This window comes from Shinella sumterensis (genome assembly GCF_004514425.2).
Classification (GTDB): Bacteria; Pseudomonadota; Alphaproteobacteria; order Rhizobiales; family Rhizobiaceae; genus Shinella; species Shinella sumterensis.
This window is the reverse complement of sequence record NZ_MYFN02000001.1, coordinates 258,585-281,190: the sequence shown is the minus strand read 5'-3', so window position 1 is coordinate 281,190 and position 22,606 is coordinate 258,585. Positions and strand designations below refer to the sequence as shown.

The following is a 22,606-nucleotide window of genomic DNA, read 5'->3' as shown; positions in this document are numbered from 1 at the left end:
CGGCGGCACGAGATCACCGGCCGTACGGCGAAGGACGGACCGGCCTGGAAGGCCGGCCCGAAACCATTACTTGGAGCCAGCCAGTTTGAAGTCCTTGCCTTCCACCTTGTAGAGGTAGGAGGGCGCGACCTTCAGCTCGCCGATATCGTCGAATTCGAGTTCACCCACGGCGGTCTGAACTTTGACCGCATGCAGCGCATCGTTGATTTCCTCACGCGACAGACCCTTGGTCGACTTCAGCACCGCCTCGAGAATCTGGCCGTGGACATAGCCGTAGATCGAGTACGGGCCGGCCTCCTCGCCATATTTTTCCTTGTAGAGCTTGGCGAATTCGGCAATGGCCGGGGAGGCGTCCATCGGCGGAACCTGAATGGCGACCATCGTGCCCTGAACGTTTGCCTCGCCTGCCTGCGCAATGAAATCGGGGGTATAACCGCCATCGGGCACCATGAGCGATGCATTTACACCCTGCTCATGCATCTGCTTGGCGAAAAGCGCGATTTGCGGCATGACCGCGCCGACATAGATGACGTCAGGCGATTTCGCCTTGATCTGTGCGAGCACGGACGTGAAGTCCACGTCAGTCGGTGCAACAGCGAGCGTGTCGAGCACCTGACCGCCGCCGGCCGTGAAGTTCTTTCCGAAAATTTCGGAAATGCCCTGACCGAACACCTGCTTGTCGCTGACAATAACGGCGGTCTTGGCATTGAGCTTCTGCAGAGCGTATTCAGCAGGCAGCAGTGCATTTGCCAGATCGTTTGCGACCGGGCGTACCATGAACTTGTAGCCCTGCTCGGTCAGATCGGGATTGGAGCCGAACGTCATGGTCGGCAGTTCGCAATCCTCATAGATCGGAAGCGTGGACTGGGCGACACCGGAATTGAAGTTCACGAGCCCGATGACGACGCTGTCGTCATCGCAGAATTTCTGCGCAACGAGGGTGCCTTCACGCGGATCGGCCTTGTCGTCCTGCTGGTTGTACTTGATCGTCACGCCGTTGACGCCACCTTCGGCGTTCAGCTTGTCCCAGTACAGCTTGAAGCCGTTGTGCCAGGTGTTGCCGAAATAGGCCTGCGGACCCGACAAGGGAGCAGCGAGACCAACGGAGATTTCTTCGGCGAAGCCCGGCGTGGCGAGCAGCGTGACGCCGAGGCAAAGTGAGGCAGCGATTTTCATGTGAGTTCCCCTGTGATGGACGCTACGCGAGTGTCGGCCGGCCGTTACGGTCTCTTGCCATGCACATAAGGAAGCAGACATTTAATGCCACGTCAATAAAGTGTCGACACTATTGCGTTCAATTTTTGCATCAACCGCCTTTTACCCTACGGCGCCCCCGTGCCGGCGCGGCTGGATCCGGCGCGGTGTAGACCTTCAGCAAGGCGTCCTTCAGGGCGTCCTGCGTTGCTGAAACGGACATTTCGATATGGTCGCGCAGCAGTTTCATTCCACGTTCCGCATCCCGCCGGACGGCAGCTGCGACGATCTCGGAATGAGACGAGACCTGACGGGGATCATGCGTGCGCTCGATCTGGATTCGCCGGATGAAACGGATCCGCGCATTGATCGCGGCAAGCTGGTTCACCAGTTCGGGATTGCCGGAAAGCTCGGCGATCAGAAGATGAAAACCCTCGTCCTTCGCCAGAATTTCATCCGGTGGATTGTCCTGATAGCCATCCACGATGCTGGCCCAGTAGGCCGTCAAACGCCCGATATCCGCATCAACGGCCCGCTCGCACATCAGGCGGAACGCCGCGCACTCGATAATGGAGCGCAACTCGTAGAGGTCGATCAGGCCCTCCGTCGACAGGCTGCGCACGAAGAACCCGCGGTTCGGCGTGAGCGACACGAAACCTTCCGAGGCAAGCCGGTTGAGCGCTTCGCGGATAGGCGTGCGGGAGACGCCAAGACTGCGCGAAAGCTGCACCTCGTTCAACCGCGCATCGGGCTTGAGCTTGAATTCGACGAGAAGCTGGCGGATCGTGTTGTATGCGCGTTCGCTGCTGTCGGCCGATCGACGGCTGTCCTGCTCGGATTCAACCATCGCCGTGTCTGCCGCTTCCATATCGATTCTTTCCGTCATGGCACTTCCTGCGTCTTGTCGCCTGCAATGATAGTGTCTACAGTTTTGTACAATATCTTTTTTCTCAACTTCGCGTCGATGGCAAGCCGCCGTCATCACTTTGGAGGCGAACGGTGATTATTGGCATCATTGGCGTTGGTCACCTCGCAGCTTCAATCCTATCCGGGCTCGTAGGCGCGGGTGTTGATCCAGCCGACATTCTCCTGTCCCCACGCGGGCAGGCACATGCGCTTTCCGCGCGCTGGGGCATTCCCCTCGCCGCGGATAACGACGATCTCGTGAATCGCGCGGACATTGTGCTGCTTTCCGTGCGCCCTGTCGATGCGCACACCGCGGCTGCCGACCTGCCCTGGCGCCCCGGCCAGACGCTCGTGTCGTTTTGCGCCGGCGTGACGATTTCTCGTCTTGAAGCAGGTCCCGCCCGCGTGATGCGCGCCATGCCGCTGACATCGGCCGCGATCAATGCAAGCCCGACCGTGTGCTTCCCCGCAACCGGACCGGCTATCGCGGTGTTGGAGAAGCTCGGACCGGTCATCCCGCTCGGAAGTGAAGAGGAGTTCGAAGTGGCCACCGTCAACGCCGCGGTCTATGGCTGGGCGCAGGATCTCATCCGGCAATCAGCCAACTGGGCGACCGCGCGGGGTGGCGATGCAATGGCCATGCGCAAACTGGCCGCCCTGACCTTCGTCGCGGCCGGCCGGCTGATCGCGGAGACCGACAAGCCCATGGAAACGTTGATCGGGGAACTGGTGACGCCCGGCGGCATCACCGAGCTGGGTCTTGGTGTCCTGGCAAGGGAAGGCCAGCCGCAGGCGTGGCAGGCGGCCTGCGACGCCGTTCTTCAGCGGCTGTCCGGCCGCGTGCCGGCCTGATGGTGGAAGATAACCCTCAATCGAGAGCGGCGCGGAAGGCCTCGTTGAGGTCGTTCCACGGGATCAGCAGGTCGAGCCAGGCGCCGATGCGGCCTGCGACAAGGATTGCCTCGTCAACCAGGGTCGCCAGCGGCACATCCGTCTGCGTCGCGTCACGCAGGGCGAAAAGCAGGGCCGGCGTCTCGTCCATGTGACAGAAGTCGCGCAAGCGCGTCGCCGTCTTGTCGAGCGTGATCGCCATGGTCTGCCGCAGCACGGCGTCATCATACCGAGGCTGGCCGGCTCGAATCCACCAGAGCAGTTCATGCAGGACACGGGCCTCGGCTTCCGCCGCAAAGACCGGGCCGGCAGGGTGCATGATCGCACGGGATACCGTGAGGCGCGCGATATCTTCGGGCATGGCATGCCACAACGCCTTGCGGCGCGACACGAGATCGCCCGGCAACTGCGGCAAAGCTATCGCTCCGGTCGCCTCCCCGTCGGCCAAGGCGAGGGTTCCCTCGATGATCCGATGGCCCTGCTCGTTCTTCAGGGTCGTGGCAAGCTCCGCGATGCCGTCCACCGGTGCATCGAGCTGCCCGAGCACGGTGATCTGCGCATTCTCCGCTTGCAGAGGGGCGAAGGTGATTTCCAGGAACTGGCGGACCGGCCAGTAGATAAAGGCGCCGGCCTGCGCATCGAGCACGTGGGTGGCCCCTTCTACATCCTCGACGAAGGGCGCATGCCAGTAAATGTGGCTGCCGGCAATCTTCGGCGTATGAAGCTGAAGGCGTAGCGGCAGGCTCGCAAGCAGTGCGGCGCGCGTGCGGGTCGCATTTCCGCTGAGGCGAATTGGCCAGCTCCGACCTTCAGCCGTGAATGTGAGGTACATTTCCGTTCCTTTGTTCCGCAAGTGCGATATGTCCGTCACTCGTATCCCAACTCAATACAAATGTGTAGACACTTTTAAGCGCAGGGATTGGCAATCCCGGATTTCGTCTAAGAAGTCTGCGAATGGGCCCTGAGCGCGACCAGCATTCCATCCAGATCGTGACAGGGAATGCAGCCGATGGCGGCGATGTCGCTGGAGACGTCAACCGGAAGGCCGGAGTTCGTGTCCTTCGGCACCTCATTCAATCTGCCGCCAACAAGAACCGGGAGGTCGACGCCCCGCGCTTTCATTGCCGCCTTTACCGCCTTTGCATAGGACAACGCGACACCGTTATAGGTGCTGACCGCGACCATGTCGGCTCCGGCTTCGATGGCGCGCGCCACCAGTGCCTCGGGATCGACCGCGACACCTGCATCGATGGTTTCGACGCCCAGTCCTTCGAAGGCCTTTTCGACGAGATACTTGCCGTGCTCATGGACATCGGTGGTGCCGATGCAGACGGAAACGGATGTTGCACCAATGTCCTTGCTGCGCGCGGCGACCCATTCTTCGGCCTTGTGGTTGAGTTCGCGCGCCCACTCGGCGTGAATGAGAGGCGTGCGCGCCCGCGCGCCTGGAGCACCCGGACCGAAGAGGGCTTCCATACGCTTCGGCCCCATGCGGCGGATCGCCAGCAGGAGGGCGGCCGGATCGTCGACGGCCACGCCGCGCGCGGCAAGCCCCTCCAGACTGGACTTGGCAAAACGACGCCCGCCCTCGACAAGCACAGCCGCCATCTTCTCCACCTGCCCCCAGTCGAAGACCGGATCGTAGAACGGCGCCTGCAGGGTCAGCCGGTACGCAAAGGTCTGCGCGTCGATAATTTCCTCGATATCGGGGATGCGTTGGTTTTCCGTCACCGGAACCGGATTGATCGCATGCCCGGTCGGCCATCGTCCGAGCGCCAGAATGTCCGCCAGCAGATAGCTCGCGAGGCTCGCATAATTGCCTGCAGGGGTCGACTGATAGGCAACGGTGTTGCCGAAGATCATCGTCCCCGGCGTATCGCTGACTTGAACCAGCGCGGCATGGAAGGCCGTACGCGACAGCGGGTCGCTGAAGTGGTGACCATAACAATGGGCCAGACGTGCACCGATGAGATCTTCCACGATATGCTTTTCGATGAGCACCATGCCCAGTGCACATGCCATATCGATGAAGAGCCCCGCAAACCCGTCATCGAGATTGGAATGCACGAGAATTTCGGCATCCTGCGCGGCAATCAGCCCGAGCGCCGTAACCGTCGCCTCGGTGGTGGCAACGTCGTCGTCCCAATAGGGCAGACGGAAGGTGAAATATTGGCCGAGATTACCGACAGCCGTGGCGCCGGCTGCGATGGCGGCGCGTGTGTTTTCCAGTGCGCCGGGAAGGCCAAGCATGAAATCGCCGAAGTGGGCGGCCGCCGGCGCCGCCTCGATGATGCGAGCGAAATCGTCCGGGCCCGTCAGGACGATGCCGGTGCCGCGCGAAGCCCTCGCCCGCCAGGCCTCAGGATACCCCATCGACCAGTCGAGCGTGATGCCGAAACGATCGACCGTCACGCCGGCATCCGCGCAGGAACCGTGGACCGCTCGGATGCCCTCGATCGTGCGGTTGACATCGCGAAAGCCGATATGGGCGTGCTGCATGATCCGGCGGTTTGCAGCAGCCTGCCGCTTCCACGCCGCTTCGGAGGCCACACCCGTTTCGCGCATGAAGCGGCTCGTTCCCAGGCGCCAGTCCCGCGCCATCGCCCGCCCTTGGGCCAGAAGGTCCGCTCCCGGTGCAAGGCGCGGATCCTGAAGGCCGGATATGTCGTCTTTGGTCATGATATGATCCAGTCGGCAAAGACAATTTCAGAATGGGCCTGCTACGGCGGGCCGTCCGTCCCTCTCGGGCGTACGTCACCCGTCAAGCGACGCGGCCTTTGCACGGCATCAGTCCGAAAGGCCGCCACCCTCCAGAGCAAACCGTACACACAACCTAGCGCGCGAAAAGTGTCTACACAATAGTAGACAGATAAAGATTCTTCTCTCTATAGTGCATGCATACGATTGGAGACGGTAATGAGCGAGTTCGACGTTGTGGTGATCGGATCCGGATCCGCGGCATGCGCAGCAGGCTTGCGCGCCGCTATTGGCGGATTGAAGGTGCTGGTTATCGAGAAATCCAACCGGCTCGGCGGCACCTCGGCCATGTCCGGTGCCGGGATCTGGATTCCGGCAAACCACCTCGCAGCCGCCGCCGGCATTGCAGACAGCAAGCAGGAGGCCCTTGCCTACCTTCATGCCGTGCAACCACCAAAGCAGAGGGAGAGCGATAGCGGCCGGTGGGCTGCCTTCGTGGAAGCGGCGCCCGACATGCTGCAGTTTCTTGCGACGAACACGCCGCTCGATTTCCAGCTCGTCGCCGAGCCCGATCCCTTCACGGAGGCTCCGGGCGGCAAGATGTTCGGCCGCATGGTGACGCCCAAGGCTCTGAGCCGCCGCCTTCTCGGCCGCTTTGCCGCCAAACTCCGCCGTTCGACCCTGCCGCACAGCTTCACCTACAAGGAAGCCGTCGATCTCGACATCTATCATCACCCCGTCAAGGCGGGCTTTAAGGTCTGGCACAAGCTCCTTTACCGCTGGATGACCAATGCGGGGGGACAGGGTACGGCGCTGATGGTCGGCCTTATCAAGGGATGCCTTGATGCCGGCGTCGAATTCCGGCTGGAAACGCGTGCAGTGCGTCTCATCCAGGACGCGGAAAGCCGAGTCACGGGTGTCGAGGTCGAGCATGAAGGAGAGACGCGCCAGATCGATGCCACCAGAGGCGTGATCATCGCCAGTGGTGGCTTCGAGTGGAACAAGGAGATGCTGGACCGGCATTTCCCCGGCCCGATCGACCGGATCGGCAGCCCAAGCAGCAACGAAGGCGATGGGCAGATGCTGGCTCGCATGGCCGATGCAGCGCTGCTCAGCATGGATCAGGCGAACATTTATCCGTGCCTGCCGACACGATATGAGCGGCGCCCGAGCGGCCTGCCCATGACATTTCAGGCGGAGCCCCATTCCATCGTTGTCAATCGCCATGCGAAGCGCTTCGTCAGCGAAAGCGATTTCAATATCGGCGAGGCGCTGGATGCGCGCGACGACCAGGGAATGCCGGTCAACCTGCCGGCGTTCCTCGTCGGCGATCACCGCTTCCTCAATGCCGCCCTGCCCTTTCGTTGGTACGCCGCCTACGATCGAGACTGGGTCAAGAAGGCGGATACAGTGAGCGAACTTGCCGGGAAGCTCGGGCTTCCGCCAGACGCCCTCGAGGCGACGATCACGCGCTGGAACGCGCAGTGCGAGACGGGCCGCGATACGGACTTCCGCCGTGGAGAAAACAGCTGGGAAGAGTACAAGGCGCACGGCGCGGCGAACCGCCTTAAACCCATCGACAAACCGCCCTATGTCGGCATGTCGCTCAACCGTTCCATCCTCGGCACGAAGGGCGGCGCCAGGACGAACGAGCGCGGTCAGGTTCTTCGTGAGGATGGTTCGGTCATTGCCGGCCTCTATGCGGCGGGCCTCGCGATGGCAAACCCGTTCGGCACGCGCGCTGTCGGAGCCGGCACGACGCTCGGTCCCAACATGACGTGGGGCTACATCGCCGCAGAGACCATCCTAAGGCAAAATCGGTAACCGGCATCGCCGAATGACCGTGCCCGCCTGGATGTTGGCAAGCCGGTGGAGCAGTAACGATCCAGTCCGCGCAGCAGCGGTCACTCGCTTGATCTGCCTGCCTTCCTAGCCGGTGCGCTTTCGCTCGCGCTGTGTATCGGCGTCGGCGATCTCGCCGCGGCGACCATGACGTCTGGTTTTAAGTCCCACATCCCCGTCGCCGCGCTGCCTGAAATGAAGTGCTGCGCGATTTCATCGTCGAGCCACGGAACCCTTTCGCCCGATGTGCATTTATCGGCCCGGTTAGACTGGGAAAATGCAATGCTTTCTACGATTTGGGACCGCGCGCTCGCCATACTGCTTCCGGGCATGCCCCGTGCAATCGAAATCAGGGACGCCAGAAATGCCATGTTCGTTCTGGCCGAAAAATGGCCGGTGACCTACGGACGCGCATTTCAGCGCGCTCTCGCATTCTGCGCCAAGGCGATCGAAGGCAAATGCTCTCCGTCCAAGGCTCGGCTGGCGTTCCTCGCCGCGGCGCGCGAAGCGAATGTGGCCGTCGTGCGCTTAGGTGTTCACCCGCAAGCTACTCGATGAAAGCGAGCGAGGCTTCAAAGCCCCGCGTCGTCATGCACCAGCTCCCCACTGAAACCGCACGCCGCGCCGTGATAGCCGATGCAGCCATTGCGCTCTTCCAGCACGAGCTTCCGCCCCTCGGTGAACGTCAAGCCGATTTCGCAGTAGCGTTCACTGAGGCCTGGAGACGTTGAATCGGGATCGTAGGATTCATTTTCGGCGAAGAAGTTGCCGCCCGTCTTGTCGAGCTTCACTTCACCGGCGATACCGCCGCCGCAACCGGGAACGTCGCCGTCCATGGGGACGGTCGTTCCAATGGAAATCTTGTAGATGTCGTCCTGCACGTGCTTGAGATCGACAGTCAGATCCCCTTCTCCCTGGCCGGACCACAGGCCCTCGAAGCCGGCTGGATCCTGCGCATAGGCGGGGATGGCAACAAGGCTAAGCGAGGCAGCGATAAGAAGGAATTTGAACATATGCTCTCCAAAACAACAAACGCCAGATAATGATGGTCCGGTGCCGGAACCTTTCATGGATATGCATGACCAATCAAGACGGTGTTTTGAGATTGCGGCGTTCATTCCCCAATTCAACTTGCGATGATGTGGTGGCAACGCGACGAGCGGTGCATGCGATATCGGCGGTCGATATAACCGCCAATCGAAGCTTCACATCCGGGAATGTCCTCCTACGCCGTTAAACAGCGCCTTCCGCCACGGCATCCGCCTCGCGCAGATGGATACGGCCATTGTCCTCGCCGTCCCAGTATTCGATCGTCCTTGCGGATACCTTGATCAGAACGAGACCGGGCGTGTCCACGCCATCGGGAAACCACCGATCAAGATCTTTCACCCAGTGTTCTTCGAACTGCGCCTTGTCGCGGATCACGCTTGCGTCGCCATCGACGGCGACAAAGATTCCCGGCTTTCCGAGGAGGCTGGGCGGTGCGGTGAAGGTCAACGCGACCCGCGCGTCGCGACCGATTTCGCCGACCTTTCTTGTATCCTCATAGGAGAAGAACCAGGAGTCGCCACCATACTCGACGTCGCCATTGTTGCTCATCGGCCGGCTGTTGATCTTTCCCTCGCCGCCGTTCGTGTTGAACATGCAGAAATCGATCTTGCTGAGCGCCTTGGAAAGCTCTTTCATCGTCATCGTGCTCATCGGGGTCTCCTGGGTTACCTGCCCATGAACCCTTTGCATCCTTGATGGTTCCCATGGATCGGGCGCGCCGCGGAAGGCCCCGCCGAAACCCGTGAGCCTGGCCCGTTCTCGAAGGAGAAAAGCGATCAGGGCCGTTTCGATCGGGGACTTGGAAAGCTGCCGATAGCCCTCTACACTTGCCCAGCGGCCGAATGCCGCGACCGAAAAGGTGGGGAGGAGCCTGCGTTTCGTGACCTATCGTGTGATCATGGCGTTGTCTGGGCTGTGCGTGCTCGCCTATGTCGTGGTCGTGTATGGCGACCGGCTGGCGACGCGCAGCTATCTGGACGAAGCGTCGCTGCAGGCCGGATCGGCGTTGCGGCTGACGGTCTCGGCGCTCAGCGGCCATCTCAGCCGCTACGAGCCGCTGCCGGCGCTGATCGCCGACCATGACGACATAAAAGAGCTCGTCAGCGATCCCGACAATGCGGCCCTGGTGGAGGCGGCAAACCTCTACCTCAAGGAGATCAACGCGCTTCTGGAATCCTCGGACATCTATGTCATGACGATGGATGGCTCGACTGTAGCCGCAAGCAATTTCGAGTCGGAGACCAGCTTCATCGGCGAGAATTTCAGCTACCGGCCCTACTTCCAGGATGCCGCGAAAGGTGGCCAGTCGCGTTTCTATGCGCTCGGAACCACCTCCCTGAAGCGTGGCTACTACTTCGCCTCGCCCGTCCATGTTGGCGAGGCAATCCGCGGCGTGATCGTCTTCAAGGTCGATATAGACACGATCGAAACCTTCTGGCGCGGCGGCGAATACAAGATCCTGGTGTCCGATCCGGAAGGCATCATCTTCATGACCGGCAGCCCGGAATGGCTCTATTCGAGCCTTCTGCCCTTGTCGCCCGACCGGTTGGAACGCACGCAGGCGTCGCGCCGGTATGCGGAAGCCATGCTGAGGCCACTGCCGCTCAAACATGGGGAGCTTGGCTCTCATGACCTGATGACCATTGCGGATGGCGGTTCGGCGCGGGAATATCTGGTCCTGTCGCAATATATGCCCCAGGCCGACTGGACTGTCAGTGTGCTCATGGACACCGGCTCGGTCCGCAGCCAGGCGCGGACGATGCTGATCGCCGTTGTTCTGTTCTTCTGCCTTGCAGGTCTCGCGCTGGCAATCGTCCTGCAGCGTCGGACGCGCGCCGCCGAGCGGCTGCGCATGCAGATCGAAGCGCGCAACGAGCTGGAGCGGCGGGTCGAGGAGCGGACGGCCGATCTTGCCCTCGTCAACCGGCAGATCGAGCTGGAGATTGCCGAACGACGGCTGACGGAACAGGAACTGCGAAAGACGCAGGGCGATCTCATCCAGGCGGGAAAGCTTGCCGGTCTCGGCCAGATGTCGGCCGCGCTGTCGCATGAGTTCAACCAGCCGCTCACCGCGGCCAAGACCTATGCCGACAGCGCCGCGATGCTCATCGACCGCGGCCGCGTCGAGGAAGCGCGCGACAATGTTCAGCGCATTTCCCGGCTTGTCGACCGGATGGCGGCGATCAGCCGTCATCTGCGCAACTTTGCGCGAAAGCCCAACGAGAAGCTCGGGCCCGTCCCGATCGAAACCGTCGTCGGCGACACGCTGGAGATCGTCGCGGCGCGCCTCAAATCGGCCGATGCCCGGCTGGATATCGATCTCGGTCCCCAGCCTCTGTGGGTCCAGGCCGGGTCGGTACGGTTGCAACAGGTGCTGGTCAACATCATCACCAATGCCGCCGATGCCGTCGAAGGTCTGGAGGACCGCCGCATCGAACTTGTCGGAAGGGCGCAGGACGGCAAGGTCATCCTGACGATCCGCGATCATGGTCCGGGGGTTCCCGCGGCGATTTCCGAACGGATCTTCGATCCCTTCTTCAGCACCAAGGGCGTAGGCCGCGGCCTGGGGCTTGGTCTTTCCATTTCCTATAACATCATCAAGGATTTCGGCGGCGGCCTGTCCGTATCCAACAAGGTTGACGGCGGCGCGGAGTTCCGCATCGAGCTGGACGGCGCGTTGCCGGCGCAGGAGGCCGCCGAATGAGCCGGATCCTGCTGATCGATGACGAGGAGGAGATGCGTCGTTCGTCGGCCCAGGCTCTGGAACTTTTCGGCATGGAGGTCGATACGTTCGCCAGTGCCGAGCCGGTGCTGGAGCGCGTCGGCTACAGTTTCGATGGTGTCGTGGTGAGTGATATCCGCATGCCCGGCATGGATGGAATGACGCTTCTGCAGCGGGTGCGCGAGCTTGACGCCGAAATACCCGTCATCCTGCTGACCGGCCATGCGGATGTCCAGCTGGCGGTGACGGCCATGCGCGCAGGGGTCTATGACTTCCTCGAGAAGCCGTTCACGGCGCAACATCTGGCCGGCATCATCCGCCGCGCGATGGATCGGCGCGGCCTCGTTCTGGAAAATCGTCGTCTTCGTGCGGTCGCCGGCAAGCGGGACGATATCGAGGCCCGTCTGCCGGGCCGCACACAGGTCATGGTCGATTTGCGCTACAGCCTGCGCGCCATCGGCGCCACCGATGCGGACACGCTGGTGATCGGCGAAACGGGTGTCGGCAAGGAGGTCGTCGCCCGGGCCCTGCATGACATCAGCGCCCGGGCGGACCGACCGCTGATCGCCATCAACTGCGCGGCGCTGCCCGAAAACCTGATCGAAAGCGAGCTTTTCGGCCATGAGGCGGGCGCCTTCCCCGGCGCCATCCGGCCGCGTTACGGCAAGTTCGAACATGCGCGCGGCGGCACGATCCTTCTCGACGAGATCGGCTCCATGCCCTTCGACCTCCAGGCGAAGTTTCTGCGGGTGCTGCAAGAGCGGGTGATCAGCCGGCTCGGCTCGAACGAGGTCGTTCCCCTCGACGTTCGCTTCATCGCCACCAGCAAGGTCGACCTGGAGGCCGAGGTCGCGGCCGGACGGTTCCGCGCCGATCTGCTCTATCGCCTCAACGTCGCCACGCTGCATGTACCGTCGCTTGCGCAGCGCCGCGCCGATATCCCGCTGCTTTTCCTCCAGCTGGTGCGCGAGGCCTCGGCACGCTACGGCCGGGCCGACATGGAGGTTCCGCCCGATGTGATCGCTGAGGTGGCGAGCCGCAACTGGCCGGGCAACGTCCGCGAACTGCGCAATGCCGCCGACCGGCTCGTGCTTGGCCTCGACCCCCAGCGCGATGAGGCGCAATCCGAACCGCAGCGACTGGCCGACAAGGTGGCGGCCTACGAGCGTAGCGTCATCGCCAGTGCGCTTGCGGCGCATGCCGGGCGTATCCGGCCGGTTTATGAAATGCTCGGCATCTCCCGCAAGACGCTGTACGAGAAGATGCAGAAATACGACCTCGACAAGAAGATGCCCTTCACCGACGACGACTACGCGGCATAGCCGAAACGCGTGTTGGGTGGAAATCCACCCATGCCTATGCCCGTTTGTTTCCATTTCGACCCATGCTGCGGCGCACCGCAGCAGAAAATGCCCGGCGACCGCCGAAGCGCGATTGCCCGCCGGGCCTTCCTCTTCACAGATTGGGATATTACGACCGGTGAAGGAGGAGCCACACCGGCGGGAACAGTCCATCCGGGAGGATTCGATGAAGTTTATGAACGCTGTGCTGGCCATGTCAGCCGCTGCCGCCGTTTCGATGGTCTTTGCGCCGGCGATGGCGCAGACCTACCCCGAACGCAACATCACCATGGTCATTCCCTTCTCGGCCGGTGGCCCGACCGACACGGTGGGCCGCCTCGTCGCGGAATCGATGTCGAAGGATCTTGGCCAGCAGATCATTGTCGAGAATGTCGGGGGCGCGGGCGGTACGCTGGGTGCCGGCCGGGTCGCACAGGCAGATCCGGACGGTTACACCATTCTCCTGCACCACATCGGCATGGCGACCAGCGCCACGCTCTATCGCAAGCTTGCCTATGACACGCTGAACGCTTTCGAATATGTCGGTCTCGTCACCGACGTGCCCATGACCATCGTCGCCCGTAAGGATTTCGAGCCGGCCGACCTCAAGAGTCTCGTCGAGTATGTAAAGGCGAACAAGGATACGGTGACCGTCGCCAATGCCGGCATCGGCGCCGCGTCACATCTCTGCGGCATGATGTTCATGAGCGCCGTCGAGACGCCGCTGACGACCGTGCCCTACAAGGGTACGGGTCCGGCCATGACCGATCTTCTCGGTGGCCAGGTCGATATCATGTGCGACCAGACCACCAACACGACGAAACAGATCCAGGGCGGCACCATCAAGGCCTATGCGGTGACCTCGCCCGCACGCCTCGACGTGCTTCCCGACGTGCCGACCGCCATCGAAGGCGGGCTTGCCGATTTCCAGGTCGGTATCTGGCACGGTGTCTATGCACCGAAGGGCACACCGGCAGAGGCCATCGAGCGCCTGTCGAAGTCGCTGCAGGTAGCGCTCAAGGATCCGAACGTCATCGCCCGTTTCGCTGAACTGGGCACGGTCCCTTCGCCGGAAAGCGACGCGACGCCGGCGGCGCTGAAGGCGAAGCTCGAAAGCGAGATCGCCCGCTGGAAAACCGTCATCGAAGCCGCCGGCCAGTACGCCGACTGAGGACACATTCCGATCCGGACGAGCCGCGTGGCTCCCCTGCCGCGCGGCTCGTCTGCCCAGGATCGGCCGCCTTCCGGTCGAGAACAGGAAACACCATGAAATCGCTCGCGGTTGATACCACCAATGCGCTTTGTGGCGCGATCTTCATCGCCCTTGGGGCCTTCTTTGCCTATCAGAGCTTCGAACTTGAGCTCGGCACGGCCTTGCGCATGGGGCCAGGCTATTTTCCCTTCGTGCTGGCGCTGATCCTGATGCTGCTCGGCATCGTCATTCTCATCCAGTCGGTGCGGACGGATAGCGGCCCGTTGGGGCCGATCGCGCTGCGCGGCATGCTCTTCATCCTTCCCGCACCGATCTTCTTCGGGCTGACCGTGCGCGGCCTCGGTTTTGCGCCGGCGCTCTTCTTCTCAGCGCTGATCGCCGCCTTCGCTTCGACGCGGATGCGGCCGCTGATGGGCATCATCCTGGCCGCCGCCGTCACGGTCTTTTCGGTCGTGGTCTTCAGTTATGCGCTGGGCTTGCCGTTCGAACGTTTCGGCCCCTGGGTCCGGTTCTAGGAGGCGGCCATGGATCTCGTCAGCAATCTCGCCCTCGGTTTCGCGACCGCCGCCTCTCCGGCAAACCTGCTCTTCTGCCTCATCGGCGTGCTGCTCGGCACCCTGATCGGCGTCCTGCCGGGCATCGGCGCCACGGCGACCATCGCCATGCTCCTGCCCATCACCTTCCAGCTCGAGCCGGTCTCGTCGCTCATCATGCTCGCCGGCATCTATTACGGCGCCCAGTATGGCGGCTCGACGACCGCCATTCTCATCAACATGCCCGGCGAGTCCTCGTCCGCCGTGACGGCCATCGACGGCTACCAGATGGCGCGCAAGGGACGGGCCGGCGCCGCATTGTCGATCGCCGCGCTCGGCTCGTTTTTCGCCGGCACCGTCTCCACCTTTCTTGTGGCGATCTTTGCCATTCCGCTCACGGCGCTCGCCCTGCAATTCGGGGCGGCCGAGTACTTCTCCCTGATGATCGTCGGTCTCGTCTCCTCGATCGCGCTGGCGCATGGGTCGATCGTCAAGGCGCTCGCCATGGTGTCGCTCGGCCTGCTGCTCGGCCTCGTCGGCACGGATATCTATACCGGCACGCCGCGGTTCACCCTCGGTATCCGTGAATATGCGGACGGGTTGAACTTTGTCGCCGTCGCCGTCGGTGTCTTCGGCGTGGCGGAGATCCTGCGCAATCTGGAAGGCGAGAAGACACGATCGGTTCTGATGGCGAAAGTCAGCGGTCTCTGGCCGACACGCGATGATTTTCGCCGCATGGTGGCCCCCGTCCTGCGCGGCACGGCGATCGGATCAGCGCTCGGCATCCTGCCGGGCGGCGGCGCCATCCTTGCCGCCTTCGCCTCCTACACGGTCGAAAAGCGCATGTCTGCGACGCCGCAAGAGTTCGGCAAGGGTGCGATTGCAGGCGTTGCCGGTCCGGAATCGGCCAACAATGCCGGTGCGCAGACCTCGTTCATTCCGCTTCTGACGCTCGGCATTCCCGCCAATCCGGTCATGGCGCTGATGGTCGGAGCGATGATCATCCAGGGCATCGTGCCCGGGCCGAACGTTGCGGTCGAGCAGCCGGCGCTGTTCTGGGGCATCATCGCCTCCATGTGGATCGGCAACCTGATGCTCGTCGTCCTCAACCTGCCGCTCATCGGCCTCTGGGTGAAGCTGCTGACAATCCCGTATTACGTGCTCTTTCCGATCATCATGGCCTTCTGCTCGATCGGCGTCTACAGCGTCAATTCCAACGTCTACGACCTCTATGCCGTCGCCTTCTTCGGGCTCGCCGGCTACCTCTTGGTCAAGCTGCGCTGCGAGCCGGCACCGTTGCTTCTCGGTTTTGTGCTGGGACCGTTGCTCGAGGAGAACCTTCGGCGCGCGATGATCCTGTCGCGCGGCGATCCGACCACCTTCGTCACAAGGCCGATCAGCGCCATCCTGCTTTTGATTGCGCTCGCCGTGCTCGTTGTCGTCTTCCTTCCCTCGGTCAAGGCCAAGCGCGAGGAGGTTTTCCAGGAAGAGGATTGAGAACAGGGTTCATACCGCCTGGAGGGGCGGGCCCAAGGTGGCGGGCGGGCGCGCGAGGCGCCCGCCTGCATGGTTTGAAAGAGAGGAGAAACGCAATGAAAATGTCCAAACTGACGCGCCGCATGGCGCTCTCTGCCGGATTGTCGCTGCTGTCCCTGCTGGCGGTGAATGCGCCTGCCTTGGCTGACGGCTTCCCGGAAAGGCAGGTCACCCTTGTCGTTCCCTTCGCCGCCGGGGGCTCGACGGATGTGGTGGCGCGGATCATCGCGCAGAAGATGTCGGAGGATCTCGGCCAGCAGGTGATCGTCCAGAACGTCGCCGGCGCTGGCGGCAATCTCGGTGCGGACAATGTTGCCCGTGCCGATGCGGATGGCTACACGATCCTGATGGGCACGGTGGCCACCCATGCGCTCAATCCGCTCATCCTCAAATCGACGCCCTATGATGCGGAAAAGGATTTCGCTCCGATCTCGCTGCTCGTCGTCGTACCGAACGTTCTGGTCGTCAACCCTGCGCTGCCGGCGAAGAATGTCGAGGAACTGCTGGCGCTGCTGAAAGGCGCGCCGGATCAATACAGCTACGCCTCATCGGGAAACGGCACGCCGCTGCACCTCTCCGGAGAACTCTTCAAGAGCATGGCGGGCGTCGAGATGGTCCATATTCCCTATAAAGGCGCGGGACCGGCGCTGAACGACGTCATTGCCAATCAGGTGCCGATCATGTTCGACAACCTGCCGTCCTCGTCCGGCCACATCAAGGCCGGCACGCTGCGCGCCCTGGCGGTGACGACGAAGGAGCGAGCCGCATCCTTCCCCGATGTCCCGACGGTCGCCGAATCGGGCATTCCCGGTTATGAAACCTATACATGGAACGCCCTTTTCGCACCGGCGGGCACGCCCCCTGAAGTGATCGCCCGTCTCAATCAGTCGGCGAACACGGCGCTGAAGGATCCTGCGGTGGCCGAGCGCATGAAAGAATTCAGCGCCACCATCGTCGGCTCCACGCCGGAGGAGCTGGGCGCCCATGTGAAGGCCGAAATCGCCAAGTGGACGCCGGTCGTCCGTGACGCGAAGGTCCAGATGGATTGAGCGGAACAGAGCGCCCGGGAACCTGGCTTCCCGGGCACCATTCCTCACATATCAGGCATTCAGAAAGCAGCGGTTTACCTCTTCGTCATAAGGTAATGTCTTCCCGACAGGGTTGCCACGGCAGCTCTAACTCTCACTGGGCAATGCCGATGACCGCTGCTTTCGATTCCGATATTTTCAACCTCGCGCCGATCGCCATGTGGATCGAGGATTTCAGCGGGGTAAAGGCGCTTTTCGACGCCTGGCGCGCAGAGGGTGTCACCGATATCAGGGCCTTCCTGCGAGAGGATCGGGACCGGGTCATCGCCTGCTCCAAGCGGATCCGGGTTGTCGGCGTCAACGCCAAGACGCTGGACCTGTTCGAGGCCCAGGACCTTGAGCACCTGACGGCCAATATCGCCGCAATCTTCCGCGACGACATGCTGGATACCCATATCAACGAGCTGGCAGCGCTATTCGATGGCGAGCTGACCTTTTCGAGCACGACCGTCAATTACACGATCACCGGCCGGCGGCTCGATATCCAGCTGCGCGGCGCCGTGCTGCCCGGTCACGAACATACCCTCGGCAGGCTGCTTCTGACGACCGAAGATATTACCGAGCGCGAGGATGCCCGCCGTGCGGAAGAAGAGCAGAGGCGTCAGGCGGAAGGCATCTTCGAGCACTCCCCTGTTTCGCTGTGGATCGAGGACTTCAGCCGCATTCGCACGTTGATTGAAGACCTTCGCGATCGCGGCATCACCGACTTCCGCACCTTCATGGACGTGCATCCGGAGTTCGTGCAGCAGTGCATGAGCGAGATCAGGGTGATCGACGTCAACCAGGCGACGCTTAATCTCTTCGGTGCAAAAGACCTCCGCGACCTTCTGCAGCGGCTTGGTGAGATCTTTCGTGACGATATGCAAAAGCCGTTTCGCGAACAGCTCATGGAGCTTTGGAACGGCAATCTCTTCCACCACCGCGAGGTGATCAATTACGCGCTCGATGGCTCGGAGCGCCACATCCTGCTGCATTTTTCCGTGTTTCCGGGACATGAGCACGATTGGTCGCGGGTTCAGGTGGCGCTTGCAGACATCACCGCACGCAAGAAGGCGGAAGCCTATCTCGAATATCTCGGCAAGCACGACGTCCTGACAAAGCTCTACAACCGCGCATTTTACGCCGACGAAATCAACCGGCTCGAGCGGAAATCGCTACGGCCGGTCTCGGCCATCGTGATCGACCTCAATGGCCTCAAGGTCACCAATGACCAGCTGGGCCATGATGCGGGCGACGGTCTGCTGCGCCGTTTCGGCGAAATCCTCAATGGCGCGGTGCATGCCCCAAACCACGCCTGCAGGATCGGCGGAGACGAGTTCGCCGTTCTCCTGCCCGGCGCAGACGCGAAATCCGCCGCCACGATGGTGGAGACCATCCTGGAGCTTTTAAGGATCAACAATCAGTTCTACTCCACCGCACCGCTCAGCATGTCCTACGGCGTTGCGACCAGCGAGAACGGTGAGACAATCGAATCCGTCATCAAGCGCGCCGATGCGTTGATGTATGAGTACAAGAGCGCGCATTACGCGACGATCGATCTCGGCACCGGCACGCCAAGAGCCAAAACCCGAACCCGGTAGAGTGCCGGTAGAGGCCATCGGCCTTACGCCAAAAGCGCGCTCGAAAGAAATGGCCGCCCCACCCCGACATGGTTGGTTATCTGCGTGCCAACCGAACCGGGTTCACGCGCAGACGCACGCGGAGACGTGCAAATGGTCGATACGCCATTGACCGATCCGCTTGCCCGCCTAGATCTCCCGGGATGGAGGCACCACCAATGCGCGTTTTGATCGTCGAAGACGAGTTTCTCATAGCATCCCTTCTGGAAGCCATTGTCGAAGAACAAGGCCATGAGCGGCTCGGCCCCGTCTCAACCGTTGAGCAGGCGCTCGCTTATGCACCGCGCGCTGACATTGCCCTCGTCGATTTGGGCCTTGCCGACGGCAATAGCGGACGGTTGCTCGCCCGCCGGCTTGTCGATCGCTTCGGCATACAGGTGATTTTCGTGACGGGCGACGCCAGCTCGCTTCAGGATGGATTTGACGGTGCCATCGCAGTCATACAAAAGCCTTTTCGCGACGACGAGATCGCTTCCGCCCTCGCGGAAGCGCTCGATCGAAGGCGCCGATCGATGTGGCGGGCGAATTCCGGCTGACCGTGATTTCGAGTGTCCTGCCGTCAGCCTGCAAGAGCCAGGCCGCCTTGGCGACCGACGTCCCTTTCGATTTCCCGTATGAGGGTATCGAGAGCCGGGTTTCTTGACTTGCGTGCGCGCCGCACAACATAGGCCAGGGACGGCGGCGGAGGCAGCCGGTCGGTGATGATTTGCATTTCGCCCTGGATATACCGGTCACTCAGCAAAGCGACGCCCATTGTCGCGTTCACGGCGGAAACGATACCAGCGGCACTTGAACACTCAAATACGGTTTCAAGGACAGGACCGTCCCGGCCCATGTCAAACGCCCATTTTCGGTAGAAGCAATCCTCGTCGAATGACAGAAACGGGATGGGTTCATCCTGCCGGATGACCAGTTCCGGATGCTTCACCCAGTGAAGCCGTTCTCTGTAGAGGATGACATCGGCCGGTCGCACTTCATGGTCGAAGACCTGAACAATCGCAGCATCAAGTTCGCCACGCTCCAGCATGGCACGAAGAACAAGGCTCATGCGGACCTTGGTTCGCACCGTAACGTTTGGATGAAGCCGACGGAAGCGGCCAAGAATTCGAGCAAGGTCGCTGCAAGCGGTGTCTTCTGTGAAGCCGAGCAGAAGTCTGCCCGCAAGAGGCGTCTTCGACAGGCTCAGGAGCGCCTCGTCATGCATCATCAGGATGCGTCCGGCATAGTTCAGGAGATCCTCACCCGCAGCCGTGAACATGGATGCACCGGCTTTCCGTCCAAGCAGCTCACAGTCGAGACTGACTTCGAGCCGCTTGATCTTATGGCTGACGGCGGACTGCGACAGGCCCAGCGCGACGGCTGCTTTTGTTATGCCTCCGTGCTGCCTGATTGCGGAGAGCGCCCGCAACGCATCGATTTCCAGTCGGCGACTATTCAGCTCGTTCATGGCCCTGTCCACTTCGGTCTCCGATTGACCCTACCATAAACAGAAACAGATATGACATAGATTACGCGATTGTCATCCCTCTATCGATATTTGTCATGTGCGTTGCTCTCGCTTTCAGCCTAGCAGTGGTCGCGTTCCGCTTAACCGAGGCCCCATGTCTGAAGCCACTTCCGCACCGGTCGATACGAGCCGCCATCCGCTGTTGTGGCCGTTGCTTGCGACACTTCTGATCATCGGATGGAGTTCCGGCTTCGTCGGCATCCGCTACGCGAACCAGGAAGCAAGCGTCATGCTTCTGCTTTTCTGGCGCACATTGCTGTCTGGATTGATACTGCTGCCCTTTGCCTTGTTCATGGGCCCCGGAATATCGATGCGCGCGGTCAGAGATCAGGCGCTGTTCGGCATCATGGCGGTTTTCCTGTATCTGGGGGGCTTCGCGCTGGCCATCGAGCAAAAGGTGCCCACCGGGTTGGTCGCCCTTATCGCCGATCTTCTTCCGCTCGCCATCGCAGCTCTCTCGCAGCCCGTGCTGGGCGAACGGCTGACGGCGAGGCAATGGCAGGGGACCGCGATTGCCGTCGCCGGAGTCCTCATCGTATCCTTCGACAGCCTCAGCTTGGGCACGGCACCCATATGGGCGTACGGGCTGACGGTCGGTTCGATGCTTGTGTTCGCCGCCGCCTCTGTCCTCTACAGACGACACGAGAGGAGCCGGATGCCTGTCTACCAGAGCCTTTGCATCCACACGCTGGTGGGTTCGGTCCTCTTCGGCCTGTGCGCATCGGCGCAAGGCAGTCTCGCTCCGCCGATGACGCGGGACTTCGCGATCGGAATGGTCTGGCTGGTGCTGATCGCGACGTTTCTTGCCTATGCCGTCTACTATACCAGTCTGCGGCTGTTCCCCGTCGCCAAGGTAAGCGCCGCTATCTATCTCAGCCCACCCGTGACGATGATATGGGCATGGCTGTTGTTCTCGGAGCCGTTGACCTTGGGAATGATCGCCGGCCTCCTCGTGACGCTGGTTGGCGTCTGGATGACCTCGCGGGGCTGAACGATGTGATCGGCAACCAATGCATTCGCTGAACGAACGTAACCGGCCGCCTCCCGAGACAGCCGGCACGCGCGTCCGATGCCAACCCCCGGACACGTGGCAACATCGCTCACTCGGCGGTACTCAAATCCGGTATGACGCCCCGGGATGATCGAGCGGCAGGCGGTCACCCGACCGGAAAAGGCGGTCGCGCAAGCTTGAACCGCCGTAACCGGTCTTGTATCGGCCGCGTTCCTGCAGGACCGGGACGACAAGGTCCACGAAATCCTCGTAGCATTCCGGCGTCACGGTGCGGGCGAGGTTGAAACCGTCGATCTCGCCCTCGTCTATCCAGCTCTCCAGTTCGTCGGCGATGATATCGGGCGTCCCCACGAGCAGCGGATATCGCCCGCCGAGCGCAAGCTCCTCCAGCAGCTGGCGTTTGGTCCACTGCTTCTTCTTCGCGAGCTCGGTCGCGGACTGGATGGCATTGGACGTGCCGTATTCGATCGGCTCATCAAGCCCATAGCGCGAAAAATCGATGCCTGTGCTGGCCGCGAAATGTGCAAGGCCCGCTTCCGGACTGGCATGCCGAAGATAATCGCGATGTTTTTCCTGCGCCTCCTCGGGGGTGCGCCCCGGAATGACGGAAATGCCGATGAAGATCTTGATGTCCTCGGGTGCACGGCCAGCCTCGACGGCTTCCGCGCGCAAGGTGCGCGCCGTGGCCCGGGCGGCTTGCCTGTCGGTCGCCGTGATGAAGATGCATTCGGCGTGGCGCGCGGCGAAGCGGCGTCCGCGACCGGAGGTTCCTGCCTGGTAGAGGACTGGCGTGCGCTGGCGCGAGGGTTCCGCAAGGTGATGGCCTTCGACCCGGTAGAACGGCCCGTCGTGCCGGATCGGCGTCACCTTCGAGGGATCGGCATAGAGACGTGCCTGCTTGTCGCCCAGTACCGCGTCATCGCGCCAGCTTCCCTCCCAGAGCTTGTAGAGGACTTCCAGATAATCCTCCGCGCGGTCATAGCGGGTATCGTGCGCCGTCAGCGCATCCTGCCCGACGGCGCGCGCCGCGCTGTCGAGATAGCCGGTCACGATGTTCCAGCCGATGCGACCGTCTGTGAGATGGTCGAGCGTCGAAATCCGCCGGGCGAACGTATAGGGCGGTTCGGCATTGGCGTTCACGGTGATGCCGAAGCCGAGATGCGTCGTAACGGCCGCCATGGCGGAGACGAGCAACAGCGGATCGTTGACGGGAAGCTGGATGGACTCCTTCAATGTCAGGTCGACACCGCCCTGGTAAACATCGTAGACGCCGATGATGTCGGCGATGAAGATGCCGTCGAACAGCCCGCGTTCCAGTGTCCTGGCCAGCGATGTCCAGTAATCGATCCTCTTGTAGTCGACGGAGCGGTCACGCGGATGCGTCCATAGACCATGGTTGATGTGGCCGACACTGTTCATGTTGAACGCGTTGAGAAGAATCTGCTTTTTCATGGGG

Annotated in this window: 20 protein-coding genes; 12 read left to right on the top strand and 8 right to left on the bottom strand. The window is 61.9% G+C overall.

What is annotated here, in order from left to right; all coding sequences use genetic code 11:
• Nucleotides 1–66 precede the first annotated feature (66 nt).
• Together B5M41_RS01345 and B5M41_RS01340 are read right to left on the bottom strand one after the other, a co-directional pair.
• A complete protein-coding gene (locus tag B5M41_RS01345) occupies nucleotides 67–1,176 on the bottom strand; it encodes a branched-chain amino acid ABC transporter substrate-binding protein (RefSeq protein WP_167718765.1) in 1,110 nt (369 codons plus the stop codon).
• Between the two features lie 130 nt (nucleotides 1,177–1,306).
• Nucleotides 1,307–2,080: a GntR family transcriptional regulator gene (locus B5M41_RS01340; protein ID WP_167718761.1), complete on the bottom strand. Its 774-nt coding sequence runs from the start codon at nucleotides 2,078–2,080 to the stop codon at nucleotides 1,307–1,309.
• Here B5M41_RS01340 and B5M41_RS01335 point away from each other — a divergent pair.
• Complete coding sequence (locus B5M41_RS01335; RefSeq protein ID WP_134646267.1) at nucleotides 1,987–2,952, top strand: pyrroline-5-carboxylate reductase family protein; 966 nt, start codon at nucleotides 1,987–1,989, stop codon at nucleotides 2,950–2,952. The two genes, B5M41_RS01340 and B5M41_RS01335, sit on opposite strands and share 94 nt — an antisense overlap.
• A gap of 16 nt (nucleotides 2,953–2,968) precedes the next feature.
• Here the strand turns inward: B5M41_RS01335 and B5M41_RS01330 are convergent, their stop codons facing one another.
• Together B5M41_RS01330 and B5M41_RS01325 are read right to left on the bottom strand one after the other, a co-directional pair.
• A complete protein-coding gene (locus B5M41_RS01330) occupies nucleotides 2,969–3,823 on the bottom strand; it encodes a hypothetical protein (RefSeq protein WP_134646265.1) in 855 nt (284 codons plus the stop codon).
• 107 nt (nucleotides 3,824–3,930) lie between these two features.
• Nucleotides 3,931–5,670: a cobalamin-dependent protein gene (locus tag B5M41_RS01325; protein WP_134646263.1), complete on the bottom strand. Its 1,740-nt coding sequence runs from the start codon at nucleotides 5,668–5,670 to the stop codon at nucleotides 3,931–3,933.
• A 237-nt stretch (nucleotides 5,671–5,907) separates the two neighbouring features.
• Between B5M41_RS01325 and B5M41_RS01320 the strand changes: the two genes are divergently transcribed.
• Together B5M41_RS01320 and B5M41_RS01315 are read left to right on the top strand one after the other, a co-directional pair.
• Nucleotides 5,908–7,512 carry an FAD-dependent oxidoreductase gene (locus B5M41_RS01320; protein WP_134646261.1) on the top strand — a complete coding sequence of 535 codons (1,605 nt, stop codon included), beginning with the start codon at nucleotides 5,908–5,910 and terminating at the stop codon, nucleotides 7,510–7,512.
• Nucleotides 7,513–7,812: 300 nt separating this feature from the next.
• Nucleotides 7,813–8,088, top strand: a complete 276-nt coding sequence (locus B5M41_RS01315) for a DUF982 domain-containing protein (RefSeq protein ID WP_160872352.1) — start codon at nucleotides 7,813–7,815, stop codon at nucleotides 8,086–8,088.
• A gap of 14 nt (nucleotides 8,089–8,102) precedes the next feature.
• Here B5M41_RS01315 and B5M41_RS01310 read toward each other — a convergent pair whose 3' ends face one another.
• Both B5M41_RS01310 and B5M41_RS01305 read right to left on the bottom strand, forming a co-directional pair.
• Nucleotides 8,103–8,543 (bottom strand): hypothetical protein, encoded by a 441-nt coding sequence (locus B5M41_RS01310; RefSeq protein WP_134646257.1) that lies wholly within the window; start codon nucleotides 8,541–8,543, stop codon nucleotides 8,103–8,105.
• A gap of 220 nt (nucleotides 8,544–8,763) precedes the next feature.
• On the bottom strand, nucleotides 8,764–9,231 hold the full coding sequence (locus B5M41_RS01305; RefSeq protein ID WP_134650303.1) for a pyridoxamine 5'-phosphate oxidase family protein: 468 nt from the start codon (nucleotides 9,229–9,231) through the stop codon (nucleotides 8,764–8,766).
• A gap of 247 nt (nucleotides 9,232–9,478) precedes the next feature.
• On the opposite strand from B5M41_RS01305, the gene B5M41_RS01300 reads away from it, so the two are divergent.
• The 8 genes from B5M41_RS01300 to B5M41_RS01265 all read left to right on the top strand — a co-directional run bounded on the left by B5M41_RS01300 (nucleotide 9,479) and on the right by B5M41_RS01265 (nucleotide 19,167).
• Nucleotides 9,479–11,284 (top strand): sensor histidine kinase, encoded by a 1,806-nt coding sequence (locus B5M41_RS01300; RefSeq protein ID WP_134650411.1) that lies wholly within the window; start codon nucleotides 9,479–9,481, stop codon nucleotides 11,282–11,284.
• Nucleotides 11,281–12,624, top strand: coding sequence for a sigma-54-dependent transcriptional regulator (locus B5M41_RS01295; RefSeq protein WP_134650304.1), 1,344 nt, complete (start codon nucleotides 11,281–11,283; stop codon nucleotides 12,622–12,624). Before B5M41_RS01300 ends, B5M41_RS01295 begins: the two co-directional genes overlap by 4 nt.
• 205 nt (nucleotides 12,625–12,829) lie before the next feature.
• Nucleotides 12,830–13,813 (top strand): tripartite tricarboxylate transporter substrate-binding protein, encoded by a 984-nt coding sequence (locus B5M41_RS01290; RefSeq protein WP_134650305.1) that lies wholly within the window; start codon nucleotides 12,830–12,832, stop codon nucleotides 13,811–13,813.
• A 95-nt stretch (nucleotides 13,814–13,908) separates the two neighbouring features.
• The gene (locus B5M41_RS01285) at nucleotides 13,909–14,370 is read left to right on the top strand and encodes a tripartite tricarboxylate transporter TctB family protein (RefSeq protein WP_134650306.1); all 462 of its coding nucleotides are present in this window, start codon (nucleotides 13,909–13,911) and stop codon (nucleotides 14,368–14,370) included.
• 9 nt (nucleotides 14,371–14,379) lie between these two features.
• Complete coding sequence (locus B5M41_RS01280; RefSeq protein ID WP_134650307.1) at nucleotides 14,380–15,885, top strand: tripartite tricarboxylate transporter permease; 1,506 nt, start codon at nucleotides 14,380–14,382, stop codon at nucleotides 15,883–15,885.
• 95 nt (nucleotides 15,886–15,980) lie between these two features.
• Nucleotides 15,981–16,973 carry a Bug family tripartite tricarboxylate transporter substrate binding protein gene (locus tag B5M41_RS01275; RefSeq protein ID WP_134650308.1) on the top strand — a complete coding sequence of 331 codons (993 nt, stop codon included), beginning with the start codon at nucleotides 15,981–15,983 and terminating at the stop codon, nucleotides 16,971–16,973.
• A gap of 149 nt (nucleotides 16,974–17,122) precedes the next feature.
• Nucleotides 17,123–18,592 (top strand): sensor domain-containing diguanylate cyclase, encoded by a 1,470-nt coding sequence (locus B5M41_RS01270; RefSeq protein WP_167719219.1) that lies wholly within the window; start codon nucleotides 17,123–17,125, stop codon nucleotides 18,590–18,592.
• Nucleotides 18,593–18,789: 197 nt separating this feature from the next.
• Nucleotides 18,790–19,167: a response regulator gene (locus B5M41_RS01265; protein WP_134650310.1), complete on the top strand. Its 378-nt coding sequence runs from the start codon at nucleotides 18,790–18,792 to the stop codon at nucleotides 19,165–19,167.
• A gap of 23 nt (nucleotides 19,168–19,190) precedes the next feature.
• Here B5M41_RS01265 and B5M41_RS01260 read toward each other — a convergent pair whose 3' ends face one another.
• Nucleotides 19,191–20,078 (bottom strand): LysR family transcriptional regulator, encoded by an 888-nt coding sequence (locus B5M41_RS01260; protein WP_134650311.1) that lies wholly within the window; start codon nucleotides 20,076–20,078, stop codon nucleotides 19,191–19,193.
• A 154-nt stretch (nucleotides 20,079–20,232) separates the two neighbouring features.
• On the opposite strand from B5M41_RS01260, the gene B5M41_RS01255 reads away from it, so the two are divergent.
• A complete protein-coding gene (locus B5M41_RS01255) occupies nucleotides 20,233–21,129 on the top strand; it encodes a DMT family transporter (RefSeq protein WP_134650312.1) in 897 nt (298 codons plus the stop codon).
• Between the two features lie 123 nt (nucleotides 21,130–21,252).
• Here B5M41_RS01255 and B5M41_RS01250 read toward each other — a convergent pair whose 3' ends face one another.
• The gene (locus B5M41_RS01250) at nucleotides 21,253–22,602 is read right to left on the bottom strand and encodes an LLM class flavin-dependent oxidoreductase (RefSeq protein ID WP_134650313.1); all 1,350 of its coding nucleotides are present in this window, start codon (nucleotides 22,600–22,602) and stop codon (nucleotides 21,253–21,255) included.
• Nucleotides 22,603–22,606 lie beyond the last annotated feature (4 nt).

Excerpts from the sequence above, each read along its gene's own strand:
- B5M41_RS01345 (WP_167718765.1), bottom strand. The coding sequence starts at position 1,176 with ATGAAAATCGCTGCCTCACTTTGCCTCGGCGTCACGCTGCTCGCCACG.
- B5M41_RS01335 (WP_134646267.1), top strand. The coding sequence starts at position 1,987 with ATGCGCGTTCGCTGCTGTCGGCCGATCGACGGCTGTCCTGCTCGGATT.
- B5M41_RS01340 (WP_167718761.1), bottom strand. The coding sequence starts at position 2,080 with ATGACGGAAAGAATCGATATGGAAGCGGCAGACACGGCGATGGTTGAA.
- B5M41_RS01330 (WP_134646265.1), bottom strand. The coding sequence starts at position 3,823 with ATGTACCTCACATTCACGGCTGAAGGTCGGAGCTGGCCAATTCGCCTC.
- B5M41_RS01325 (WP_134646263.1), bottom strand. The coding sequence starts at position 5,670 with ATGACCAAAGACGACATATCCGGCCTTCAGGATCCGCGCCTTGCACCG.
- B5M41_RS01320 (WP_134646261.1), top strand. The coding sequence starts at position 5,908 with ATGAGCGAGTTCGACGTTGTGGTGATCGGATCCGGATCCGCGGCATGC.
- B5M41_RS01315 (WP_160872352.1), top strand. The coding sequence starts at position 7,813 with ATGCTTTCTACGATTTGGGACCGCGCGCTCGCCATACTGCTTCCGGGC.
- B5M41_RS01310 (WP_134646257.1), bottom strand. The coding sequence starts at position 8,543 with ATGTTCAAATTCCTTCTTATCGCTGCCTCGCTTAGCCTTGTTGCCATC.
- B5M41_RS01305 (WP_134650303.1), bottom strand. The coding sequence starts at position 9,231 with ATGAGCACGATGACGATGAAAGAGCTTTCCAAGGCGCTCAGCAAGATC.
- B5M41_RS01300 (WP_134650411.1), top strand. The coding sequence starts at position 9,479 with ATGGCGTTGTCTGGGCTGTGCGTGCTCGCCTATGTCGTGGTCGTGTAT.
- B5M41_RS01295 (WP_134650304.1), top strand. The coding sequence starts at position 11,281 with ATGAGCCGGATCCTGCTGATCGATGACGAGGAGGAGATGCGTCGTTCG.
- B5M41_RS01290 (WP_134650305.1), top strand. The coding sequence starts at position 12,830 with ATGAAGTTTATGAACGCTGTGCTGGCCATGTCAGCCGCTGCCGCCGTT.
- B5M41_RS01285 (WP_134650306.1), top strand. The coding sequence starts at position 13,909 with ATGAAATCGCTCGCGGTTGATACCACCAATGCGCTTTGTGGCGCGATC.
- B5M41_RS01280 (WP_134650307.1), top strand. The coding sequence starts at position 14,380 with ATGGATCTCGTCAGCAATCTCGCCCTCGGTTTCGCGACCGCCGCCTCT.
- B5M41_RS01275 (WP_134650308.1), top strand. The coding sequence starts at position 15,981 with ATGAAAATGTCCAAACTGACGCGCCGCATGGCGCTCTCTGCCGGATTG.
- B5M41_RS01270 (WP_167719219.1), top strand. The coding sequence starts at position 17,123 with ATGACCGCTGCTTTCGATTCCGATATTTTCAACCTCGCGCCGATCGCC.
- B5M41_RS01265 (WP_134650310.1), top strand. The coding sequence starts at position 18,790 with ATGCGCGTTTTGATCGTCGAAGACGAGTTTCTCATAGCATCCCTTCTG.
- B5M41_RS01260 (WP_134650311.1), bottom strand. The coding sequence starts at position 20,078 with ATGAACGAGCTGAATAGTCGCCGACTGGAAATCGATGCGTTGCGGGCG.
- B5M41_RS01255 (WP_134650312.1), top strand. The coding sequence starts at position 20,233 with ATGTCTGAAGCCACTTCCGCACCGGTCGATACGAGCCGCCATCCGCTG.
- B5M41_RS01250 (WP_134650313.1), bottom strand. The coding sequence starts at position 22,602 with ATGAAAAAGCAGATTCTTCTCAACGCGTTCAACATGAACAGTGTCGGC.